Origin of the sequence: Streptomyces sp. NPDC058145, assembly GCF_042884245.1 — a bacterium.
Taxonomy (GTDB): domain Bacteria; phylum Actinomycetota; class Actinomycetes; order Streptomycetales; family Streptomycetaceae; genus Streptomyces.
Window position 1 is genome coordinate 431,575 of sequence record NZ_JBHVUH010000007.1, and the last position, 19,742, is coordinate 451,316.

16 protein-coding genes are annotated in these 19,742 nt (G+C 71.9%); 8 read left to right on the plus strand and 8 right to left on the minus strand.

All coding sequences use genetic code 11. The features are described from left to right. The first annotated feature begins 60 nt into the window (after positions 1–60). A complete protein-coding gene (locus ACFVVO_RS18830) occupies positions 61–1,074 on the plus strand; it encodes a DUF2510 domain-containing protein (RefSeq protein WP_390056213.1) in 1,014 nt (337 codons plus the stop codon). Positions 1,075–1,193: 119 nt separating this feature from the next. Here ACFVVO_RS18830 and ACFVVO_RS18835 read toward each other — a convergent pair whose 3' ends face one another. Beyond that, positions 1,194–1,838, minus strand: coding sequence for a TetR/AcrR family transcriptional regulator C-terminal ligand-binding domain-containing protein (locus ACFVVO_RS18835; RefSeq protein ID WP_390056214.1), 645 nt, complete (start codon positions 1,836–1,838; stop codon positions 1,194–1,196). Between the two features lie 202 nt (positions 1,839–2,040). On the opposite strand from ACFVVO_RS18835, the gene ACFVVO_RS18840 reads away from it, so the two are divergent. Together ACFVVO_RS18840 and ACFVVO_RS18845 are read left to right on the plus strand one after the other, a co-directional pair. Further along, complete coding sequence (locus tag ACFVVO_RS18840; RefSeq protein ID WP_390056215.1) at positions 2,041–2,841, plus strand: phosphatase PAP2 family protein; 801 nt, start codon at positions 2,041–2,043, stop codon at positions 2,839–2,841. Further along, positions 2,838–3,812 carry a hypothetical protein gene (locus tag ACFVVO_RS18845; protein ID WP_390056216.1) on the plus strand — a complete coding sequence of 325 codons (975 nt, stop codon included), beginning with the start codon at positions 2,838–2,840 and terminating at the stop codon, positions 3,810–3,812. Before ACFVVO_RS18840 ends, ACFVVO_RS18845 begins: the two co-directional genes overlap by 4 nt. A 90-nt stretch (positions 3,813–3,902) precedes the next feature. Here ACFVVO_RS18845 and ACFVVO_RS18850 read toward each other — a convergent pair whose 3' ends face one another. The 4 genes from ACFVVO_RS18850 to ACFVVO_RS18865 all read right to left on the minus strand — a co-directional run bounded on the left by ACFVVO_RS18850 (position 3,903) and on the right by ACFVVO_RS18865 (position 10,240). Beyond that, complete coding sequence (locus ACFVVO_RS18850; protein ID WP_390056218.1) at positions 3,903–4,751, minus strand: phospholipid scramblase-related protein; 849 nt, start codon at positions 4,749–4,751, stop codon at positions 3,903–3,905. A 66-nt stretch (positions 4,752–4,817) separates the two neighbouring features. Continuing rightward, positions 4,818–6,866 carry a phosphocholine-specific phospholipase C gene (locus ACFVVO_RS18855; protein WP_390056219.1) on the minus strand — a complete coding sequence of 683 codons (2,049 nt, stop codon included), beginning with the start codon at positions 6,864–6,866 and terminating at the stop codon, positions 4,818–4,820. Between the two features lie 195 nt (positions 6,867–7,061). Then, positions 7,062–9,206 carry a discoidin domain-containing protein gene (locus ACFVVO_RS18860; RefSeq protein WP_390056221.1) on the minus strand — a complete coding sequence of 715 codons (2,145 nt, stop codon included), beginning with the start codon at positions 9,204–9,206 and terminating at the stop codon, positions 7,062–7,064. 362 nt (positions 9,207–9,568) lie between these two features. Further along, the gene (locus ACFVVO_RS18865; RefSeq protein ID WP_390056222.1) at positions 9,569–10,240 is read right to left on the minus strand and encodes a hypothetical protein; all 672 of its coding nucleotides are present in this window, start codon (positions 10,238–10,240) and stop codon (positions 9,569–9,571) included. A gap of 241 nt (positions 10,241–10,481) precedes the next feature. On the opposite strand from ACFVVO_RS18865, the gene ACFVVO_RS18870 reads away from it, so the two are divergent. Next, entirely contained in the window at positions 10,482–11,138 is a 657-nt protein-coding gene (locus tag ACFVVO_RS18870) for a helix-turn-helix domain-containing protein (RefSeq protein ID WP_390056224.1), read from the plus strand. A 243-nt stretch (positions 11,139–11,381) separates the two neighbouring features. Next, complete coding sequence (locus ACFVVO_RS18875) at positions 11,382–11,609, plus strand: hypothetical protein (protein WP_390056225.1); 228 nt, start codon at positions 11,382–11,384, stop codon at positions 11,607–11,609. 26 nt (positions 11,610–11,635) lie between these two features. On the opposite strand, the gene ACFVVO_RS18880 is transcribed toward ACFVVO_RS18875, so the two are convergent. After that, positions 11,636–12,316, minus strand: coding sequence for a 4'-phosphopantetheinyl transferase (locus tag ACFVVO_RS18880; protein WP_390056227.1), 681 nt, complete (start codon positions 12,314–12,316; stop codon positions 11,636–11,638). Continuing rightward, a complete protein-coding gene (locus ACFVVO_RS18885; RefSeq protein WP_390056228.1) occupies positions 12,264–13,169 on the minus strand; it encodes a metallophosphoesterase family protein in 906 nt (301 codons plus the stop codon). Before ACFVVO_RS18885 ends, ACFVVO_RS18880 begins: the two co-directional genes overlap by 53 nt. A 267-nt stretch (positions 13,170–13,436) precedes the next feature. Between ACFVVO_RS18885 and ACFVVO_RS18890 the strand changes: the two genes are divergently transcribed. Beyond that, a complete protein-coding gene (locus tag ACFVVO_RS18890) occupies positions 13,437–14,564 on the plus strand; it encodes an ATP-grasp domain-containing protein (RefSeq protein WP_390056229.1) in 1,128 nt (375 codons plus the stop codon). Positions 14,565–14,703: 139 nt separating this feature from the next. Further along, the gene (locus tag ACFVVO_RS18895) at positions 14,704–16,389 is read left to right on the plus strand and encodes a carbohydrate binding domain-containing protein (protein ID WP_390056231.1); all 1,686 of its coding nucleotides are present in this window, start codon (positions 14,704–14,706) and stop codon (positions 16,387–16,389) included. A gap of 285 nt (positions 16,390–16,674) precedes the next feature. Here the strand turns inward: ACFVVO_RS18895 and ACFVVO_RS18900 are convergent, their stop codons facing one another. Continuing rightward, entirely contained in the window at positions 16,675–18,012 is a 1,338-nt protein-coding gene (locus ACFVVO_RS18900; protein WP_390056232.1) for a 6-phospho-beta-glucosidase, read from the minus strand. A gap of 309 nt (positions 18,013–18,321) precedes the next feature. On the opposite strand from ACFVVO_RS18900, the gene ACFVVO_RS18905 reads away from it, so the two are divergent. Further along, positions 18,322–19,725 carry a glycoside hydrolase family 16 protein gene (locus ACFVVO_RS18905; protein ID WP_390056234.1) on the plus strand — a complete coding sequence of 468 codons (1,404 nt, stop codon included), beginning with the start codon at positions 18,322–18,324 and terminating at the stop codon, positions 19,723–19,725. Positions 19,726–19,742: the final 17 nt, after the last annotated feature.

A 19,742-nucleotide genomic window follows, 5' to 3' on the forward strand; every position in this document is an offset into this window, starting at 1 on the left:
CGCGAAGTTGGCGGCGGATCCTCTCATCCCGCTTTCACCGATGCCTCATACGGTGGGGGCATGACGCAGGTGACTCCTCCCGGGTGGTACCCCGACCCCGGGCAGACGAATGACGGTCCGCCCATCGAGCGCTGGTGGGACGGCAGGGCCTGGACGGACCAGACCCGCCCCGCCGGTACGGCCGCCGGGTGGGGTCCCCCGGCGCAGCAGCCGGTTCCCCCGGCGTACCAGCCGTACGGGGCGCAGCCGGGGTATCCGGCGTACTCGGCGTATCCGGCCCAGCCGCCGGCCGCGCCCCGGCGCGGGCTGCGCACGGGCATAGCCGTGGGGGCCGCCGCCGCGGTCCTGGTGTGCATCGGGGTCGGGGTGTACGCCCTGGCCAAGGACGACGGTGGCAGTGGCCCCGGGCGCGCCGGTTCGCAGCAGGGGCAGGACGGCCGGACCGGCGGCCAGGGCGGGCCCGGCGGCGGATCGGGGGGCTCCGGCGGTGACGGCGGGTCGGGCGAGTCGCCCGCGCCCAGGGGTTCCGAGGCGCCGAAGGTCCAGGGCGGCGGCACCGTGCCGGATCCGGTGAACGGCATCAGCCTGCCGGTGCCGAAGGGCTGGACCGGGGAGTCGATCGGCGTGGGTGCCCAGGTGACCTCCGGCGACTCCTACAAGTGCCCCGGCAACAGCGCCCAGACCTGCACCGCGGGCGGCGCCTACACCGCGCCCGCCCTCGCCCTCAAGACGAAGGGCGACACCGCCGAGGAGGTCGCCAGGGCGGACATCGCGGCCAACGCCAAGCAGTCCTACGGCGGCACCACCTACGGCAGCATCACCTCGCACGAGGTGCTGGCGGCCAAGGCGGTGACGGTGGCCGGACAGAAGGGCTACGCGGTGCGCTGGAAGGCGGTCACCAGCAAGGGCGCCGACGGCTACGTCGAGTCGGTGGCCTTCCCCTCGCCCAACGACGCCAAGCGGATGGTCGTGGTGCGCTTCGGCGTGGACGTCGGCCAGGACGTGTCGGTCATCGACGAGATCCTCAAGGGCATCAAGGTCTCGTCGGGCGGCGGGAGCGGCCAGGACGTCTGAGGGACGTCCGGGGAAAGCAGTCGGCCGGGTGGGGCGCCCCTCCGCTCAAGGGGAACCCCACCCGGCCGGGGGGTGCGCGCCGCCCCCGTCCCCACGGTGCGGCGCCGACAGGTCACCGTTCAGTCATCCCGTGAACGGCGGCCTGGGTCTGGTGTCAGTCCGAGCGCGGGCAGCACGGTGGCCTCCACGAAGCGGACGAGGTAGTCGGCGTCGGCGTACTGGCCGCTCAGCACCGGCCGCACGCGCAGGACGCCGAACATCATGGCCGGGATGTACTCCAGCGCGGGATGGTCCGCGGGCACCTCGCCGCGTTCCACGCCCCGCGCCAGCATCTCCTGGAGCTCGGCGATCTCGGGCAGGACCAGGGCCTCGCGCAGCGCCTGCGCCAGTTCGTGGTCGGCCGTGACCGCGTGGCCCAGCGCCTGCATCAGCCGGGTGTCCTTGTTGGACCAGTCGCCCGCGGCCCGCGCGGCCAGGCACAGGTCCTCGGCGAGCGACCCGGTGTCGATGCCGGCGAAGCGCACCTTGCGGTTGGCCCGCAGCGCGGCCGCGACGAACTGGGGTTTGGTCTTCCACTGCCGGTAGAGCGTGGACTTGCTGCACCGGGTGCTGTGGGCGACACCCTCCATGGTCACGGAGTCGTAGCCGCACTCGCGGATCTGCTCCAGCACGGCGTCGAAGAACTCCCGCTCACGCTCGGGCGTGAGTTTGGAGCGGCGCGAGGCGGCGACCGTGTCCGGTCCGTCTTCGGCCTGCGACGTCATGCGTTGCCTCTCCTCACTCTGCTCCGGGGCGTGCCCGGGTCTCCAGTGTGTCGCACATCAATCGATACGCCAGTGTACCGGTACTCCAGCGTATCGGTACACTGGCGTATCGGTACGGAGACGTATCGATGAGTTCCGGGCCAGGAACACGCGGCCCGGCCCGCACCACCACCCGCACGACCGTCAGCGAAGGGGCCGGGGGATGAACGCCCGAACCGAGCCTGCGACAGCGGAGCCGGACGCGACAGCGACCGCGCGCCCGCCGCTCCCGCGCGAGTTCCTGCTCGTCGCGGGACTCTTCCTCGTCTACAAGCTCGGGCGGCAGCTGGCCGTCGGCCACACCACGGACGCCTTCCGCAACGCCCACCGCGTCTGGCACCTCGAACGGGCCCTGCGCCTGCCCGACGAGACCTCCGTGCAGTCCGCACTGCTGCACGGCGACCTCCTCGTCCACCTGGCGAACACCTACTACGCGACCGTCCACTTCCCGGCCACCCTGGCCTTCCTGGTCTGGCTGTACGTCAGGCGCCCCGCCCACTACGTCTGGGCCCGGCGGGTGCTGGCGGCGGTGACCGCGGCCGCCCTGGTGCTGCCGTTCACGTTCCCGCTGGCCCCGCCGCGGATGCTGACCGGCACCGGCCTGCTGGACACCGCCCGGATATACGGACCCTCGGTCTACGGCCCGCCGGCCGGCGACCACCTGTCCAACCAGTTCGCGGCGATGCCCTCGCTGCACTTCGGCTGGGCGCTGATGGTGGCGGTGGGCCTGATGGCGGCCACCCGCTCGCGCCTGCGCCCGCTGTGGCTGCTGCATCCGCTGGTCACCCTGCTGGTGATCGTGGGCACGGCCAACCACTACTGGGTCGACGCGCTGGCGGCTGCCGTCATGCTCGGCGCCGCCCTGGCGGTCGTCCGCGCGCCGCGGCACACGTCCGGTACGGCCGGGGGCACCGCGCGGCTGCCCGCCCAGCGGGGGCCGGTCCTGGCGGGAGCCGGCCGATGAGCGCCGCCACCCTGCTCGCCGTCGGCCTGTCCCTGATCTCCGCCGTCGGCTACGCGGCGGCCGCCGTCGCCCAGGAACGCCTCGCCTCCCGCAGCCTCGGCACGGGCCTGGTGCGGCTGCTCGGCACCGGCGCGTGGTGGGCGGCGGTCGGCCTGAACGCCGGCGCGGCGCTGCTGCACGTGGTCGCCCTCAAGTACGGGCCGCTGACGGTCGTCCAGCCGCTCGGGGCGCTCACCCTGGTCGCGGCCGTGCCGCTCGGGGCGCGGGCCGCCGGGCGGCGGGTCAGCGCGGTGGAGTGGCGTGGTACGGCGCTCACGCTGCTCGGGCTCGCGGCGGTGCTGGTCACGGCCTCGGGACCGGCGCCCGAACGGATACTGAGCCTGCCCGAGGCACTGGTGGTCGCCGGAACCACCGCCACCCTGATCGGTCTGCTGTCCCGGCCCGGTGCCCGGCCGGGCCTGCGGCACGCCACCGCCTCGGGCTTCGCCTCGGGGGTCGCCTCGGCCCTCACCCAGACGGTGACGGTGGCGGCCACGGACCACTCCGGTTCCGGCCCGGGTCTCGAGGTGGTCGTGGTCGCCGTCCTCGTGGCCGCGTTCTCCACCGGCGGACTGCTGCTGTCCCAGACGGCCTACCGCGGCGGCCTCGGCGCCCCGCTGGCCATGGTCACCCTGGCCAACCCGGTGGCCGCCGCGGTCATCGGGCTGACCCTGCTAGGGCAGGGCCTGCGGGGCGGCGCCGGCGGGGTGCTGCTGGCGCTGGCCGGGGCCGGTCTCGCCGCCTGGGGCGTGCTCCTGCTGACCCGTGCGGCGCCCGCACCCGGCGGGCACGACGAGCACCACGGGCACGACGGGCACGACGACGAGCACCCGGTCGCGGCGGTCCTGGCCCTGGAGCCGGGCACGGCGGCGGCGGAACCGGCGCTGGTGCCCCGGCAGCCGGAGCAGCCGGGACATCTCACCGCGCTCTGAACGGGAAACAGCGGCGGCCGGTGCACGCGGATCTTCCGCACGCACCGGCCGCCGCCGCACGTCCCTCGGACAGTGGCCCGGCAGGGCCGGTCAGCCCCAGCCCCGCGAGTCCTGCTTGAGGGCGGTGTCGACGGTCAGGGCCGTCGCCACGACGAGGCTCAGCAGCGGCTCGGGCAGCTGGTAGTGGATCTGCAGGACGTAGTTGTCCGCGGTCGTGAACAGCGTCTTGGCGAGGCCTTCCCAGGTCTTGGTGATCCGGGCGACCTCGTTGTCCGTGTGGTCGACGATGGCGAAGTTCCAGGCCCGCCAGTTCTCCGCCTTGATCGCCCCGACCTGCTGGCCGTTCGCGTTCATCGCGAAGTTGATCTTCCCGATCATGTTCTTCTGGACGATCTCGCCGACCGGCGAGCCGTCCGGCCGCGTCACGATGACCCGGGACTTGAAGAACTTCGCGGGCCGGGTCAGCACCAGCTGCGGCTGACCGAAGGCGTCGCGGATCTCCAGCTTGTGCGTCATGAACTGGTCGAGGCTGGAGACGAAGCGAAGGATCTTCTTCAGCGCGCTCTGGCCGACCTCGGTGACCGCGCCGATCTCACGGCCGCTCTGATCCATGACCTTGTACTCGTTGGTCAGCTCGATCAGCTTGGCCTTCTGGTTCACCACCAGGACCGGCTCGGTGAAGAGAGTGCCGCCGCCGGGACCGCCGGCCGCGACGCCCGCCTGCTTCTGCACCTGGCGCTGCACCTTGGCGTCACCGGTCTGCTGCTGCGGGATGTGCGCGGCGGGCTGCTGGGGAGCGACCGGCGGAGCCTGACCGGCGCCCTGCTGCGCCGGGTTGGTGTGCTCGGTCCACTGGGTGCCGTCCCAGTAGCGGAGCGTCTGGGCCGCCCCGTGCGGATCGGGATACCAGCCTGCAGGAGTGTTCGATTGCGTGGTCACCGGGGCACACTACCCTGATGTGACCGGTACCTGACCAGTCCGCCCGGAGCGGTGTTCATCGCCCGTTCACTCCGTGATGATGGCCGGGTCGCTGACGCCGGGCCGCCCGTTCTCCACGTGCCCGGCGAAACCGCGAAGGAACGCCGGGTCGGCGTCCGTGGTGACCGTCAGGTCGTACCAGCGCCGGCTGGACGCGAGCCGGACGGCGCGCCGCACGGTGGCCCCGGCCCGCACCGTCACCGTGACCGGGTCGCCGCCGTAGCCGTTGACGAGCCTCAGCCGTGCCGTGCCGGAGCCCCGGTTGGTGAAGGTGAGTTCCACGTCGTCACCGGTGTGCCGGGCCGTGACCTCCGGTCCGGCCGCCTTGTTCCGGCCCTTGAACAGGCGCAGGAAGCCGTTCGGGCCGTGCGCGGCGAGGTCGTAGGAGCCGCCCGAGTACGCCGAGTTCCAGGTGTCGGAGAGGGTCTTGCCGGCCTCGGTGGTGTACGACCAGGGGCCGTCGCCGCGGTTGCCCGAGGTGACGAGGAACGCGGCTCCCGCGTGCGCGCCGGAGGCGAAGGTGAGGGTGAACCTCCCGGCCGCCGTGTCCGCCGAGCCGTCCACCGCCGGGGCGTACTTGAGCGGACGGGTGGGGCGGCTGCCGCGCTCCTGCCTGGGCAGCGCGGGCGTGGCGGGCGGGGTGGGCACGTAGTCGGGGTGGCGGTCGTGGTCCGGCGGCCGGTAGCCGGCCGTGGACGGCAGCGCCACCGGCGCGGTGTCCTTGCGGGAGAAGTCGAAGGCGGAGGTCAGGTCGCCGCATATGGCCCGGCGCCAGGGCGAGATGTTCGGTTCCTGGACGCCGAAGCGGTTCTCGATGAACCGGATGATCGAGGTGTGGTCCAGGGTCTCGGAGCAGACGTAACCGCCCTTGCTCCAGGGGGAGACGACCAGCATCGGCACCCGCTGGCCGAGTCCGTAGGGGCCCGCGGCGTGGCTGCCGTCGCCCTTGAACAGGTCCGGCGCGGGGTCCACGGTCGACCGGCCCCGGTCGGCGGAGGCCGGCGGGAAGGGCGGGATCACGTGGTCGAAGAAGCCGTCGTTCTCGTCGTAGGTGATGAACAGTGCCGTCTTCGCCCACACCTCCGGGTCGGAGGTCAGCGCGTCCAGCACCTGGGAGACGTACCAGGCGCCGTAGTTTGCGGGCCAGTTGGGGTGCTCGGTGAACGCCTCCGGGGCGACGATCCAGGAGACCTGCGGCAGCTTCCCGGAGGTGACGTCGGCGCGGAGCCGGTCGAAGAAGCCCTCGCCCTCGCGCGCGTCGGTGCCGGTGCGGGCCTTGTCGTAGAGCGGACTGCCCGGCTCGGCGATCCGGTACTGGTTGAAGTAGAGCAGCGAGTTGTCGCCGTAGTTGCCGCGGTAGGCGTCGTCGATCCAGCCCCAGCCGCCGTGTGCGTCCAGCCCGTCGCCGACGTCCTGGTAGATCCGCCAGGAGACCCCGGCCCGCTCCAGGCGCTCGGGGTACGTCGTCCAGCCGTAGCCCGCCTCCTCGTTGCCGAGGACCGGGCCGCCGCCCTTGCCGTCGTTGCCGGTGTACCCCGTCCACATGTAGTAGCGGTTGGGGTCGGTGGAGCCGATGAACGAGCAGTGGTAGGCGTCGCACACGGTGAAGGCGTCGGCGAGCGCGTAGTGGAAGGGGATGTCGTCGCGCGTCAGGTACGCCATCGTCGTCGGGGACTTGGCGGGCACCCACATGTCGTACTTGCCGCCGGCGAACGCGGTGTGGCCGTCGTTCCAGCCGTGCGGGAGGTCCTGGATGAAGGCGAGACCCAGGTCGTCGGCGTCCGGGTGGAAGGGGAGGATGTCCTTCGTGCCGTCGGACTGCTTCCAGACGGACCTGCCGTTCTGAGTGACCGGGCGGGGGTCGCCGAAGCCCCGGACACCGCTGAGCTTGCCGAAGTAGTGGTCGAACGAGCGGTTCTCCTGCATCAGGACGACGATGTGCTCGACGTCCTGGACCGAACCCGTGCGGTGGTGGGCGGGCAGTGCGGCCGCCCGCTGGATGCTGCCGGACAGCGCGGTGAACGCCGTCGTGGCGCCCGCGAGTTGGAGGAAGCGGCGCCGGTTGACTTCGGACATGGGTGAGGGGTCCTCTCATCCTGACGTAGGTGCTGCCGTCAGATGACGGAATCTGCGCGAAGCGAGTGTTCCAAGAGCAGCAAACGTCAGGGAAGTATCTGATGGCACCCATGTGAAACCCGGCGGTCCGCCGGGTGCCGCCGGCCGCTGCGCGGCCGGCGGCACCGAAGGCGCCTTCCGCGGGCCTGGCGGGGCTCAGTTCGCCAGGTAGGCCTCCATCTCGCTGAACTGTCCGGCCGGCCAGCCCGTGTTGGCGCTGACGGAGAGCCGGAGGTAGCGCAGGTTCGTACCGCTCGGCAGGGAGACGGTGGCCGTGTTGCCGGTGGCCGGGTCGAATCGGTAGCCCTGCGCGCCGACGACGGTGGAGTAGGCCGAGCCGTCGGCGCTGCCGAGCACCGTGACGGTCTGGGTGCGGGCGCCCCAGGCGGCGGACGGGGGCAGCTTCAGCACCACGCGGCGCACCGCGTAGGAGGAGCCGAGGTCGACCGTCAGGGACTGCGGGAAGGCGTTGTTGGCCGACTCCCAGTAGGTGCCCGCGTCGCCGTCGACCGCCTTGCCGGGCGTGTAGACGTCCTGCGAACCGGTCGCGGCGGCCGGGCGGCCCTTGGCGAGGTTGCGGTTCGGGTCGGGGGCGGGGTCGCCCTGGCCCGGCTGGGGCCAGGTGGAGCAGTCCGACCAGGTACTGGACCAGCCGGAGTTGCCGCCGCCGTCGGTGAGGGTGAAGGCACCGGAGTCCGCCGGGTAGGGGCAGTTGTAGACGCCGGCGGCCCCGACCTGGGTGGCGGTGACGTTGCGGAAGGCGGCCGCGCCCGGGGTCTCGGCCTGGACCACGACCGTGCCGGTGTTCCGCACGGTCGCGCCGGTCACGTTGACGTTGCGCACCGGGCGGCCCTGCCCGCCGCCGGAGACGAACTCGAAGGCGCTGTACGGGCTGTCGGTGATCGTGGTGTTGGTGATGTTCACCGTCGCGTCGATCGCGCTGTCGTAGGAGTCGACCCGCAGCGCGCCCATCGGGTGGTTCCAGTTGGGGTTCAGCGCGCCGGTGCGCACCAGCGTGTTGCCGTCGACCGTGATGGTGCCGGCCAGCGGGGAGAAGGGGTCGAGGAACTTCTGGTTGGAGATCGCGATGCCGCTGCCCAGGGCGTTGGTGTCGGAGATCAGGTTGTTGCGCACCGTGATGTCGGTGCCGCCGTAGATGGCGATGCCGTTGGCGAGGTTGGGCTGCGAGATGGTGTTGTTCTCGAAGCTGGAGTCCGTGTCCGGGGAGTACAGCGACCACATGGCGAGCGCGTCGTCGCCCTGGTTGCGCAGGAAGTTGTTGCGGACCCGGACGCCCTTGGCGGTGCCGTTGAGGTTGAGGCCGTCGGCGGTGGTGTCGAGGACGCGGTTGTTCTCCACCACCAGGTTGTCGTTGTTGCCGGTCAGCCACAGCCCGACCTTGAGGTGCTGGAGCCACATGCCGGAGACGGACGAGTTCAGGCCGAGGGAGCCGTTGACGAAGTTGTCCGGGTTGGAGTCGACGCGCTCGGTGACCTCGCCGACGACCGCGAAGTCCTTGATGTGGACAGCGCCCGACGAGCTGGTCTGGTCGATGAAGCGGGAGGTGTGCACGACCGAGTGCCAACCGCCCGCGCCCTGCAGGGTGACGTCCTGCACCCCGCCCAGCGAGGAGGTGAGCCGGTAGTCGCCCGGCGGGATCCACACCACCCCGCCCCGGGCCGCCGCGATGGCGTCCCGGAAGGCCTGGGTGGAGTCGCCGCTCCCGCTGGGGTCGGCGCCCTTGGAGACGACGGACACCGAGCCGGCTGGCCGGTCGGCGGACGCCGCGACCTGCTCGAAGTCGGCGACGTCCACGGTGACCTGGGTGCCGGCCGCCTCGAAGGCGATCCGGTCGCCGGCCTGGACGTCCCGGCCCAGCAGCATCCGGGCGTTGTCGTAGAAGTGGTGGGTCTTCGAACCCGTGATCCAGCCGGTGTCGACGTAGGAGTACTCGGCGGTGACCGGAAGCGTCCGGGCGAGCCTGGTGCCGTTGACGTAGACGTTCAGCGAGCCCGACCGACCGTCCGGGACGCTGTAGGCGACGTTCACCGCGTTGGCGGCGCGCGGCACGGTGAACTCCACGCGCTGTCCGGCGGTGAGCCGTACGGCCTGCCGGCCGGAGGCCTCCGAGGCGAGGCTGCCCTGGGTGTGGTCCGGGCCGATCTTCGTGCCGGTGGTGCTCGCCGACTCGGCCTCGACGGAGGTGAAGGGGAGCGTGGCGCCGGAGGCCGCGTGCGCGGCGGGCGCCAGAGCGACGAGCATGCCCGCGGCGAGGGCGACGACCGCCCCGATCGCTGGCATGCGCCTGACATGTGCGGCGTTGCTGCGCTGCATGTGCAGGTCCCTTCGTGGTGGGGGTCGGGGGACAGCAGGAAAGTGCGCCTGCGGGGCGCCGCACACTCAAGCACCGACAACATTCGTTCACAAGATGTCGCGCAGAATCTGCAATTCTTTGACAGTGGCGCGGATAGTCGAAACGACAAGCAGGAGGGGCTGCGAGAGGGGCAGCTTTGTATGCCTGTTGCCGAAAGAAGAGCGCAAGCCACGCAAGCCGCTTGCGTGAACGGCGCACGGAGCGCCGTGGGCGCGATCGGACGAAGGGGGCCGGAGACGGCGCTTCCTGGCCCGGTCCCGTCGGCGACCTGAACGCCGACGGAACCGGGTCAGTCCTTGGGGGCCGGAACGACCGTCAGATGCGTGCCGGCGCCACGCGTCGGGCGCTGACGGCGCGCGGAGCCGGCCGGGCGGCGGGTGTCGCGCAGCACCATCGTCAGCCGCGTGCAGCCGATCTCCTCGAGGGTCCGGGGCGTCTCGTCGACGATCCGGCACTCGGTGGGACCCCGGCGCGGGTCGGGATGGTGCAGCAGGCGTACGGCGCCGTCGATCCGGGTCGCGGCCTCGCCGACGGCGCGGATCCAGTGCGGCAGGCCCTGCCGGTAGGCGGCCTCCATGATCGGGTCCTGGCCGATGTCCCGGCGGATTGCCTGGAGTTCGTGGTCGTGGCCCGAGCGGTCCATCGCGGCCTGCAGATGGGCCAGCATCGGCAGGCACCAGCCCTGCTCGTGCTCACCGAGGATGCCGCCGGCGTCGGGGTGGAACAGCACGAAGCGCAGGAAGTTGTCCCCGGGCATGGCGGTCGGGTGGGGGCGCACACCGCCGAAGAGCGTCCCGTAGGCGCCGTTGGCCAGCATGACGTTCCAGCGGTGGTCGACGACCAGGGACGGGAAGGGGACGGCGTCCACCAGCGCGGCGTAGTCCTGGAGGTACGCCTGGACCTCGCAGCCCTCGGGGACGGGCCGCGGCGCCGGCCACTGTCCTCCTGCCTGATGTGCCATCGGGAGGTCACCCCTCTTGCCTCTGCCGGCCTTCGCGCGGCGATGCGATCCTGCTGCCCGACGAGAGCCGTGTCAACTATCGTGGCATTTCATGTCGGTTGACGGCTGAAATTCGCCACAGTTGTGGCGAGACCTGGCTGCGGGTTCGAAGCACCCGCTACTCTCCGGGAAGTTCACGACACCCGCTTATGAGAAGCACGGAACGCACCTGAGGCCCTCGAGAGACGTAGGAGTTCTGTCGGTGACGGATGGCTACGAGGATCCGGGCGCCACCGAGACCGCACAGCTGTCGGCCGTCGCCGCCCGCGTCACCGCGCTCGCCGACCGGCTCGGCGTGCCGCACACCGAGGTCTTCGACGTGGGGCGGCTCTGCGTCGCCTGCGGTGTTCCGGAGCCGGTGGTCAAGGCCCTGCTCAGCGGCCGCCCGGCGGGCGAACCGGACGTCCAGGCCCGCTTCCTGCAGCGCCTGGACCTGCTGCGCCGCACCCGGCTGAAGCCGAACGGCCGCAAGTACACCCAGCAGGAGATCGCGGACGGCGCCGGCATGTCCCGGCAGCAGGCGGGCGCGCTGATCAACGGCGACCGGCGGCCGACCATGGAGCACTGCGACGCCCTGCAGCGGTTCTTCCGGGTGCACGCCGGCTTCCTCACCGCGGAGGACGCCGAGGCGCTGGCGGGTGCCCTGCAGCGCACCGAGCAGGAGCTGCTGCAGAAGCTCGCCGACCGGGAGCGGGCCGCCGCCGAGCCGGCGGAGGACCCGCTGGAGCGGCTGTTGCAGGACCACGGGGTCCGCGGGATCGCCTGGCGGGCCGCGCAACTGCCCACCGACCAGCACCGGGACAAGGTCGCCGAGTGGCTCGACATGCTCCTGGAGAGCGTCCAGCGGCCCGAGTCGTAGACCGTCGTGGCAATCGCACGGACGTGGGCGGTCCGCCCGGCCCGCGCGCCGGTCACCTGGACCGCTCCGACCGCCAAGTGCCGTGTCCACAGGGGGTATCGCGTCCTCCGAGCGGGCGAACCCGGGCCTGCCCGCGGGGCGTTGTCAGTGGTGGGCGGCAAGCTGGAGTCGTGCGCCGTACGACGCGGCGCACGGCGCCGCAGCGCGCGTGATCCGTGACGCCGAACCGGGGAGAGCCGACCGATGACCACCGCCGTACTGACCGACCGTGAGCGCACCGCCGTCCAGGCCTATCTGCGGCTCCTGCACACCGTGCGCGCCGCCTTCGACGGGCCGCCGGACGGGCCCCGGCCCGTCCCTGTGCCGCCCGCCGTGCTCGCCGAGGCGGACGGGGCGCTTGCGCGGGCCGGGCTCGCGGGCAACGAGGAGGAGTTCTTCGGGCTGCTGTCCCACTGGTGCCCGCAGGAGTGAGGTCCGGTCCCGGGTGACCGTTCCGCTCAGTGGTGCGGGACGGTCACCGCCGACATCACCAGCCCGTCCCGGATGAGCCAGCTCCCCTCGAACGCGCTCACACGGACGCCGCCGACCAGCGGGCCGGGAACCAGCAGCCGGGCGTGGAAACCGCCGCGCGCGTCCTGGCCGGAGGCGGCGCTGAGCTCGATGTCGGCCTCGGAGAAGTCGAGCCAGGCGCGGGTCAGGGGGAACCACGCCTTGTAGACGGACTCCTTGGCGCTGAACAGCAGCCGGTCCCAGTGCACGGCGGGCCGGGCCGCGGACAGCGCGCGGTGCCGGTCCTGCTCGGCGGGGAGCGCGATGGTGCCGAAGACGCCGTCCGGCAGCGGTGCGTGCGGTTCGGCGTCGATGCCGAGGGAGGCCAGGTCGGCGGAGCGCACGAGCGCGGCGGCGCGGTAGCCGTCGCAGTGGGTCATGCTGCCGGCCAGCCCGTCCGGCCACACGGGGGCACCGCGCTCGCCGGTCAGGACGGGCTGCGGCGGTACGCCGAGCTTCTCCATGGCCCGCCGGGCGCAGACCCGCGCCGCCGTGAACTCCCGGCGGCGCTTGCTCACCGCCCGTGCGACCAGCAGGCGCTCCTGCGGGTACAGCAGGGCCTCGTCGGTGTCCTGGTCACCGTGCGACTCCACGGCCACCACCGACTCCGGGAGCAGCTCCTCGATCACCGGGTCCGACCTCCATCGGCAGTATGCGGCGCGGCTGCCCCGGGGGTACCGGGCGCTTGCGCCATTCGCGGGGGTATCCCACGGACACCTCTTCGAAGCGGACTCCCTCGTGCCAGGTGATCCGCGGGATGTGCAGGTGGCCGTAGACCATCGTCTCGACCCGGAACCGGTGGTGCCAGTCGGCGGTGAGGCTGGTGCCGCACCACATGGCGAACTCGGGGTACCACAGCACGTCCGTCGGGTGCCGGTCGAGCGGGTAGTGCCCGGCCAGGACGGTCGGCAGGTCCGCGGGCAGCTCGGCGAGCCTGCGCTCGGTCTCGGCGACGCGGGCGCGGCACCAGTCCTCGCGGGTCGGGTAGGGGTCGGGGTGCAGCAGGTACTCGTCGTTGCAGACGATGCCGGTGCTGTGCGCGTAGGCCAGGCCGTCGGTCTTGGTGGCGCAGCCGTCCGGCAGGAAGGAGTAGTCGTACAGCAGGAACAGCGGGGCGACGACGACCGGGCCGCCCGGGCCCCGCCACACCGGGTACGGGTCCTCCGGCGTGAGCACGCCCAGTTCCCGGCACACGGTGACGAGGTGCTCGTAGCGGGCCACGCCGCGCAGGGTGACGGTGTCCTTCGGGTGCGTCCACAGCTCGTGGTTGCCGGGTGCCCACAGGACCTTGGCGAAGCGGTCCGCGAGGGTGGCGAGCGCCCAGCGGATGTCCTCTACGGTCTCGGCGACGTCCCCGGCCACGATCAGCCAGTCGTCGTCCGTGTGGGGGCGCATCCGCTCCACGAGCGCGCGGTTCTCCGGATACGAGATGTGCAGATCGCTGATGGCCAGTAGCTGTCCGGCCCCGGCCGTCGACTCCACCCCGTACCCCTTCCGATCATGCCGTGAGCACCACCAGAACACATTCACGAGGCCGGGGCAAGGGGATCTTTGGCCAGTGGCCGCCCGTCCGGGCCGGGGGAATCCGTAACCTGCGCGTTGCACGCGCGGGCTTTTGAAAGCCGTATGATCGCCCCAACATCGACGCCCCTAACTCCCCCTTTCACAGGGCCGTTTGGTGTCCCTTCCTCCCTCCTGCCCGGGCACGGGCCGCTGCGCCCTGCCCGAAAACCCCGAAAGGCGGCCTGGATGCCCTCTCGCGTACGCGTCTGGCTCAACCGCACGTACGCGGAGAACGTCTTCTTCATGGATCAGCTGCGGAGGAATCCCAGCGACCGGGCGGTCGAGATCCACGCCACGCACGGTGACGCCGACTCCCCCGTGCTGGCCGCCGCCGACACCGCCGACCTGGAGCCGGAGGGCCTGTCGCCGGCCGCGTACGTGGAGTACGCCCTCGACCAGTGCCTCCGGCGCGGGATCGACGTGTTCGTGCCCCGGCTGCACCAGGCGGCGATCGTGGCGCACCGCGCCGAGTTCCGGGCGGCCGGTACGGCGCTGCTGGCGCCGACGCCCGAAGCGGTGGCCGTGTTCGAGGACAAGGCGACCGCGTACGAGGCGGCGCGTTCGGTCGGCGTGCCGGTGCCGCCCTGGTGGCGGGTGCGCACGGCGGACGAACTCGTCGCCGCTGTGGAGGAGCTGGAGGCGGCCGGGGAGCGGGCGTGCTTCAAACCGGCGTCCGGGGCGGGCGGGGTCGGCTTCCGGATGATCACGCGTGCGCCCTTCTCGCTCACGCATCTGAGCGGTTTCCCGGGGCCGTACGTCCAGCTCGATCTGGTGGTCGAGGCGCTGCGACGGGCCGAGGAGCCGGTGGACTGGCTGGTGATGCCGCGGCTGGAGCAGCCGGAGGTGTCGGTGGACTGCCTGACCGGGCCGGACAACCGGGTGCGGCTGGTGGTGGGCCGCACCAAGAACGGCCGTCGCCGGGGCTTCACGCTGCGCGAGCGGTGGCTGGCGCCGGCCCGGCTGCTCGCGGAGGGCTTCGGGCTGCACTACCTGTCCAACATCCAGTTCCGGATGCACGGCGACCGCCCGGTGCTGCTGGACGTGAACACCAGGCCGGCCGGCGGGCTGCACCAGCTTTCGCTGTGCGGGGTCAACGCCCCCTGGGCGGCTGTGCAAATGGCGCTGGGCGAGGACCCGGGCGTGATCGAGCCCCCGTTCCTGGGCCAGGACTACACGGTGGTGTCGGCGCCGCGAACGCTGCGGCCGGTGTCCGTGCCCCAGCAGCGGACCGCGCAGACTCCGCTCCCCGCGGTACCGGCGCCCGCCGACGGAGTCGCCAGGGAGGCCGGCGCCCCCGCCACCGCCCCGGCGTGACACCTCCACCCCTCACACCGGTCTGGACCAATTCGAACTCAGCCTATTGACACCCGGATTGGTCCATACCAACTTGGTTGGCGCACCTTCCGCATTCCCCTTGCACTCCCGAACACCCCCATTCCCACAGGGAGATCGCGTGCGCCACATACTCGGGCGTCCCAGACGCCGGCTCCTCGCCCTGCTCGGCTCCGCCGCCCTGGCCCTCGGCGGGGCCGTCGCCCTTCCGGGCACCGCTCAGGCGGCCAACGTCCTCACCAACCCCGGCTTCGAGTCGGGCGGCCTCTCCCCCTGGACCTGCACCGGCAACCTCGGCTCGGTCGTCTCCTCCCCCGTGCACAGCGGCTCCAAGGCCCTGCAGGGCGCGGTGAGTTCTAGCGACAACGCACAGTGCGGCCAGACGGTCGCGGTCAAGCCGAACACCGCGTACACCCTCAGCGGCTGGGTCCGGGGTTCCTATGTGTACCTCGGCGTCGACGGCGGCGCCTCCACCTGGACCACCTCCCCGTCGGCGTACAGCCGGCTCAGTGTCTCCTTCACCACCGGCGCCTCGCAGACCAGCGCCACCATCTATGTGCACGGTTGGTACGCGCAGGGTTCGTACTACGCCGACGACATCCAGCTCGACGGTCCGGGCGGCGGAGGCGGCGGGGACACCCAGGCGCCGACCACGCCCGGCGGACTCACCTCGACCGGCAAGTCCTCCTCCAGCGTGTCGCTGAAGTGGAACGCCGCCTCGGACAACGTGGGCGTGACGGCGTACGACATCTACGCCGGATCGAGCCAGGTGCTCAGCGTCTCCGGCACCTCCGCCACGGTCGGCGGGCTGTCGCCGAGCACGTCGTACACCTTCACCGTGAAGGCGCGGGACGCGGCCGGGAACGTGTCGCCGGCCTCCAACTCCGTGTCCGTCACGACGGACGCCGGGACCGGCGGCGGCACCGGGTTCAAGCAGGCGGCCCCCTATCTGTACGAGGGCTGGGGCGATCCGCCGAACCCGAGCACCGTGATGAGCGCGACCGGCGTCAAGTGGTTCACCATGGCGTTCGTGCTGGACTCGGGCGGCTGCAACCCGGCCTGGGACGGCAGCCGGGCGCTGACCGGCGGCGCCGACCAGACCGCCATCAACCAGATCCGCTCGGCGGGCGGCGACGTCGTCCCGTCGTTCGGCGGCTGGCAGGGCAGCAAGCTCGGCGCCAACTGCTCCTCGGCGAGCACGCTGGCGGGGGCGCTGCAGAAGGTGATCGACGCCTACTCGCTGAAGGCGATCGACATGGACATCGAGAACACGGACGAGTTCGAGAACGAGGCCGTGCAGGCGCGGATCCTCACCGCGCTGAAGACGGTCAAGGCCAACAACCCCGGTCTGAGGACCATCGTCACCTTCGGCACCTCGACCACCGGCCCGACCTACTACGGCAACCGGCTCATCGAGCAGGCGCAGTCCCTCGGCGCCAACATCGACGTCTTCACGATCATGCCGTTCGACTTCGGCGGCGGCTCCGACATGTACGGCAACACCGTGAACGCGGCCGACGGGCTGAAGAACAAGCTGAAGTCGACGTTCGGCTGGGACGATGCGACCGCCTACTCGCATATCGGCATCTCCGGCATGAACGGCCTGTCCGACCAGCAGGAGAACACCACCCCGGCGATCTGGACCCAGATCCGTGACTGGGCCAACTCCCACCACATCGCGCGGCTCGCCTACTGGGCGGTCAACCGCGACCGGCCCTGCCCGGGCGGCGGCGTGGTGAGCAACTGCTCCGGCATCAGCCAGAGCAACTGGCAGTTCACCTCCATCACGGCCGGTTTCACCGGCTGAGCACGGCAGCGCACGGCCATGTCCCCCCGGCTTTCGGGCCGGGGGGATTTTTTTTCGCCCGGGGTGTATCAGGGGGCGGTCCAGCGGCTCTCAATACCAGGAACAAGGGGGATACGGGGGAGGCACCGACGGGGGGAACGGGGGATCGGACCGGCCGGCCGCGGTCACGGGGAGCGGCCGGCCGGCCCGAAGCACGGTCCACGGCCACGCCGGGTGGGCGGGGCCCGTCGGCCACGTCGGATACCCGGCGCGGGGCGGGACCAGGACCGGTGCCCGAGGCCGGGGCTACGTCAGGTACCCGAGCCCGGGATGGACGGCCGTGTACCCCTCCACCAGTCGCCGGGCCACGTGAACCGAGTCGACCAGCGGATGGAGCGCGAAGGCCTTCACGGCCGTGGCGCGCGACCCCGACCCGGCGGCGGCGAGCACCTCGCGCTCGACAGCCTTGACCGCGCACACCAGCCCGGTGGCATGGCCGGGCAGCGGGGCGGCCGCGACCGGGTGGGCGCCGTTGGCGTCGACCAGGCAGGGCACCTCGACGACGGCGTCGTCGTCCAGGACGGACAGGGTGCCCCGGTTGCGGACGTTGAGGATCAGCGTGGTGCGCTCGTCCCGGGCGATGGCCCGCATCAGGGCCAGGGCCACCTTCTCGTAACCGCCCGAGAGATCCTCGGCCTCGCGCTCGCCGGCACCCGCCGTCTCCCGGTTCTCCGCCATGTACGTCGCCTCGCGCTCGGCGCGGGTCCGCTCCCAGGCGCCGAGGGCGGAGACGTCCGTACGGCGGGCCTCGTCGTAGAAGCGTGCCTGCTGCTCGCGCAGGAAGGCGCCGCGGGTCTTCTCCGCCTCCTGGTAGGCGCGCACCGCCTCGCGGTTGAAGTAGTAGTAGTGCAGGTACTCGTTGGGGACCGCGCCCAGCGACTGCAGCCAGTCGGCGCCGAAGAGCCTGCCCTCCTCGAAGGAGCCGAGCAGTCCAGGGTCGGCGAGCAGGCGCGGGAGTTCGTCGCGGCCCTCGACGCGCAGACCGCGCAGCCAGCCGAGGTGGTTGAGGCCGACGTAGTCGATCCAGGCGTCCTCGGGCCTCACCCCGAGCACCCGGGCCACCCGGCGGCCGAGGCCGACCGGCGAGTCGCAGATGCCGATCACCCGGTCGCCGAGGTGGCGGGACATGGCCTCGGTGACCAGCCCCGCCGGGTTGGTGAAGTTGATGACCCAGGCCTCCGGGGCCAGGCGGGCCACCCGCCGCGCGATGTCGACGGCGACCGGGACCGTCCGCAGTCCGTAGGCGATGCCGCCCGCGCCGACCGTCTCCTGGCCGAGGACCCCCTCGGCCAGGGCCACCCGCTCGTCGTCCGCCCGGCCCTGGAGGCCGCCGACGCGGATCGCGGAGAAGACGAAGTCGGCGCCGCGCAGGGCCTCGTCGAGGTCGGTGGTGGTGGTCACGCGAGGGGCGTCCGCGGCGGCCGAAGCCTGCTCGGCCAGCACCCGGGCGACCGCGTACAGCCGGCTGCCGTCCGGATCGTGCAGCACGACCTCCGTGACCCGGCCCGCGCCGCGGTCGGTCAGCAGCGCCCCGTACACGAGCGGAACCCGGAAGCCGCCGCCACCCAGAATCGTCAGTCTCACGCCTGCACCCTCGCACATCGACGCGCGCGTCGGGGAAGTCCCCGCGCCGAGGGCCGGTACCGGCGAACCGGCGGCCGATGCTGCCGCACCCTCGACCGGGCCCCGTCGCGGCAGCACGGTCTGCTCCGGTACGGGTGGCTTCATGGGGTGAACTCCCGTGCCGCCAGAGGAGTTTCTCTGCTTTAACTCTTGACGACCGGGGAAGCGGGGAGCACATTGGCGACACCCTGAGAGCGCTCTCAATACACCGTGGGAGCACTTCCAAGGGCCTCCCCGCACACCACCTCCGTACCCGAGAGGCTCTCCCCCATGAGCGATTCCTCCGGCATGCCCAGACCCCGGCTGTTCCGCCGCACGCTGGTCGCGGTCGTCGCGACCGTCGGTCTGGCCACGGCGGTCGCGACGGCCGCCACCGCCCCGGCGAGCGCGTCCGCCCCCACCCCGCCGTCCGGCTGGAGCCAGGTCTTCCTCGACGACTTCAACGGCTCGGCCGGCTCCGGTGTCAACACCTCCAACTGGCAGTACGACACCGGTACTTCGTACCCGGGCGGCGCCGCCAACTGGGGCACGGGCGAGGTCGAGACGATGACCTCCAGCACCAACAACGTCGCGCTGGACGGCAACGGCAACCTACTCATCACCCCGCGCCGGGACGCCTCCGGCCACTGGACCTCGGGCCGCGTCGAGACCACGCGCACCGACTTCCAGCCCCCGTCGGGCGGCAAGCTGCGCGTGCAGGCCCGCATCCAGATGCCCAATGTCACCGGCGCGGCCGCCAAGGGCTACTGGCCGGCGTTCTGGATGCTCGGCTCACCGTTCCGCGGCAACTACCAGAACTGGCCGGGCGTCGGCGAGCTGGACATCATGGAGAACGTCCAGGGTCTCAACACCGACTGGTCGACCATGCACTGCGGCACCAACCCGGGCGGCCCCTGCAACGAGACCTCCGGCATCGGCAACTCCACCTCCTGTACCGGCAGCACCTGTCAGGCCGGCTTCCACACCTACTCGATGGAGTGGGACCGCTCGACCAGCCCCGAGGAGATCCGCTTCTACCTCGACGGCGTCAACTTCCACACCGTGAAGGCCAACCAGGTCGACGCGACCACCTGGGCCAACGCCACCAACCACGGTTACTTCGTCATCCTCAACGTGGCGATGGGCGGTGGCTTCCCGGGGGCGTTCGGCGGCGGCCCCGACGGCGGCACCGAGCCGAACCACCCGATGGCCGTGGACTACGTGCAGGTCCTGCAGTCCTCGGGCGGCGGTGGCGGCGGCACCACTCCCCCGCCCTCCGGCAACCGGGACGCCTACAGCGCCATCCAGGCCGAGTCCTTCGACAGCCAGTCCGGCGTGGTCCCCGAGTCCACCACCGACTCCGGCGGCGGTCAGGACCTCGGCTCCCTCGCCAACGGCGACTGGGCGCTGTACAAGGGCGTCAACTTCGGTTCCACCGCGGCCAAGCAGTTCTACGCCCGGGTGGCGAGCGGGGCCGCGTCAGGAGTGAGCGGACTGGTGGAGGTACGGCTGGACAGCCGCAGCAACGCCCCGATCGGCAGCTTCGCGCTGGCCAACACCGGCGGCTGGCAGTCCTGGCGCACCGTCCCGGCGAACATCGGCGGGGTGACCGGCACGCACGACGTCTATCTGACCTTCACCAGCGGCCAGCCGGCCGACTTCGTGAACGTCAACTGGTTCGACTTCGGTCACTGACGAGGTGATCGCGCGCC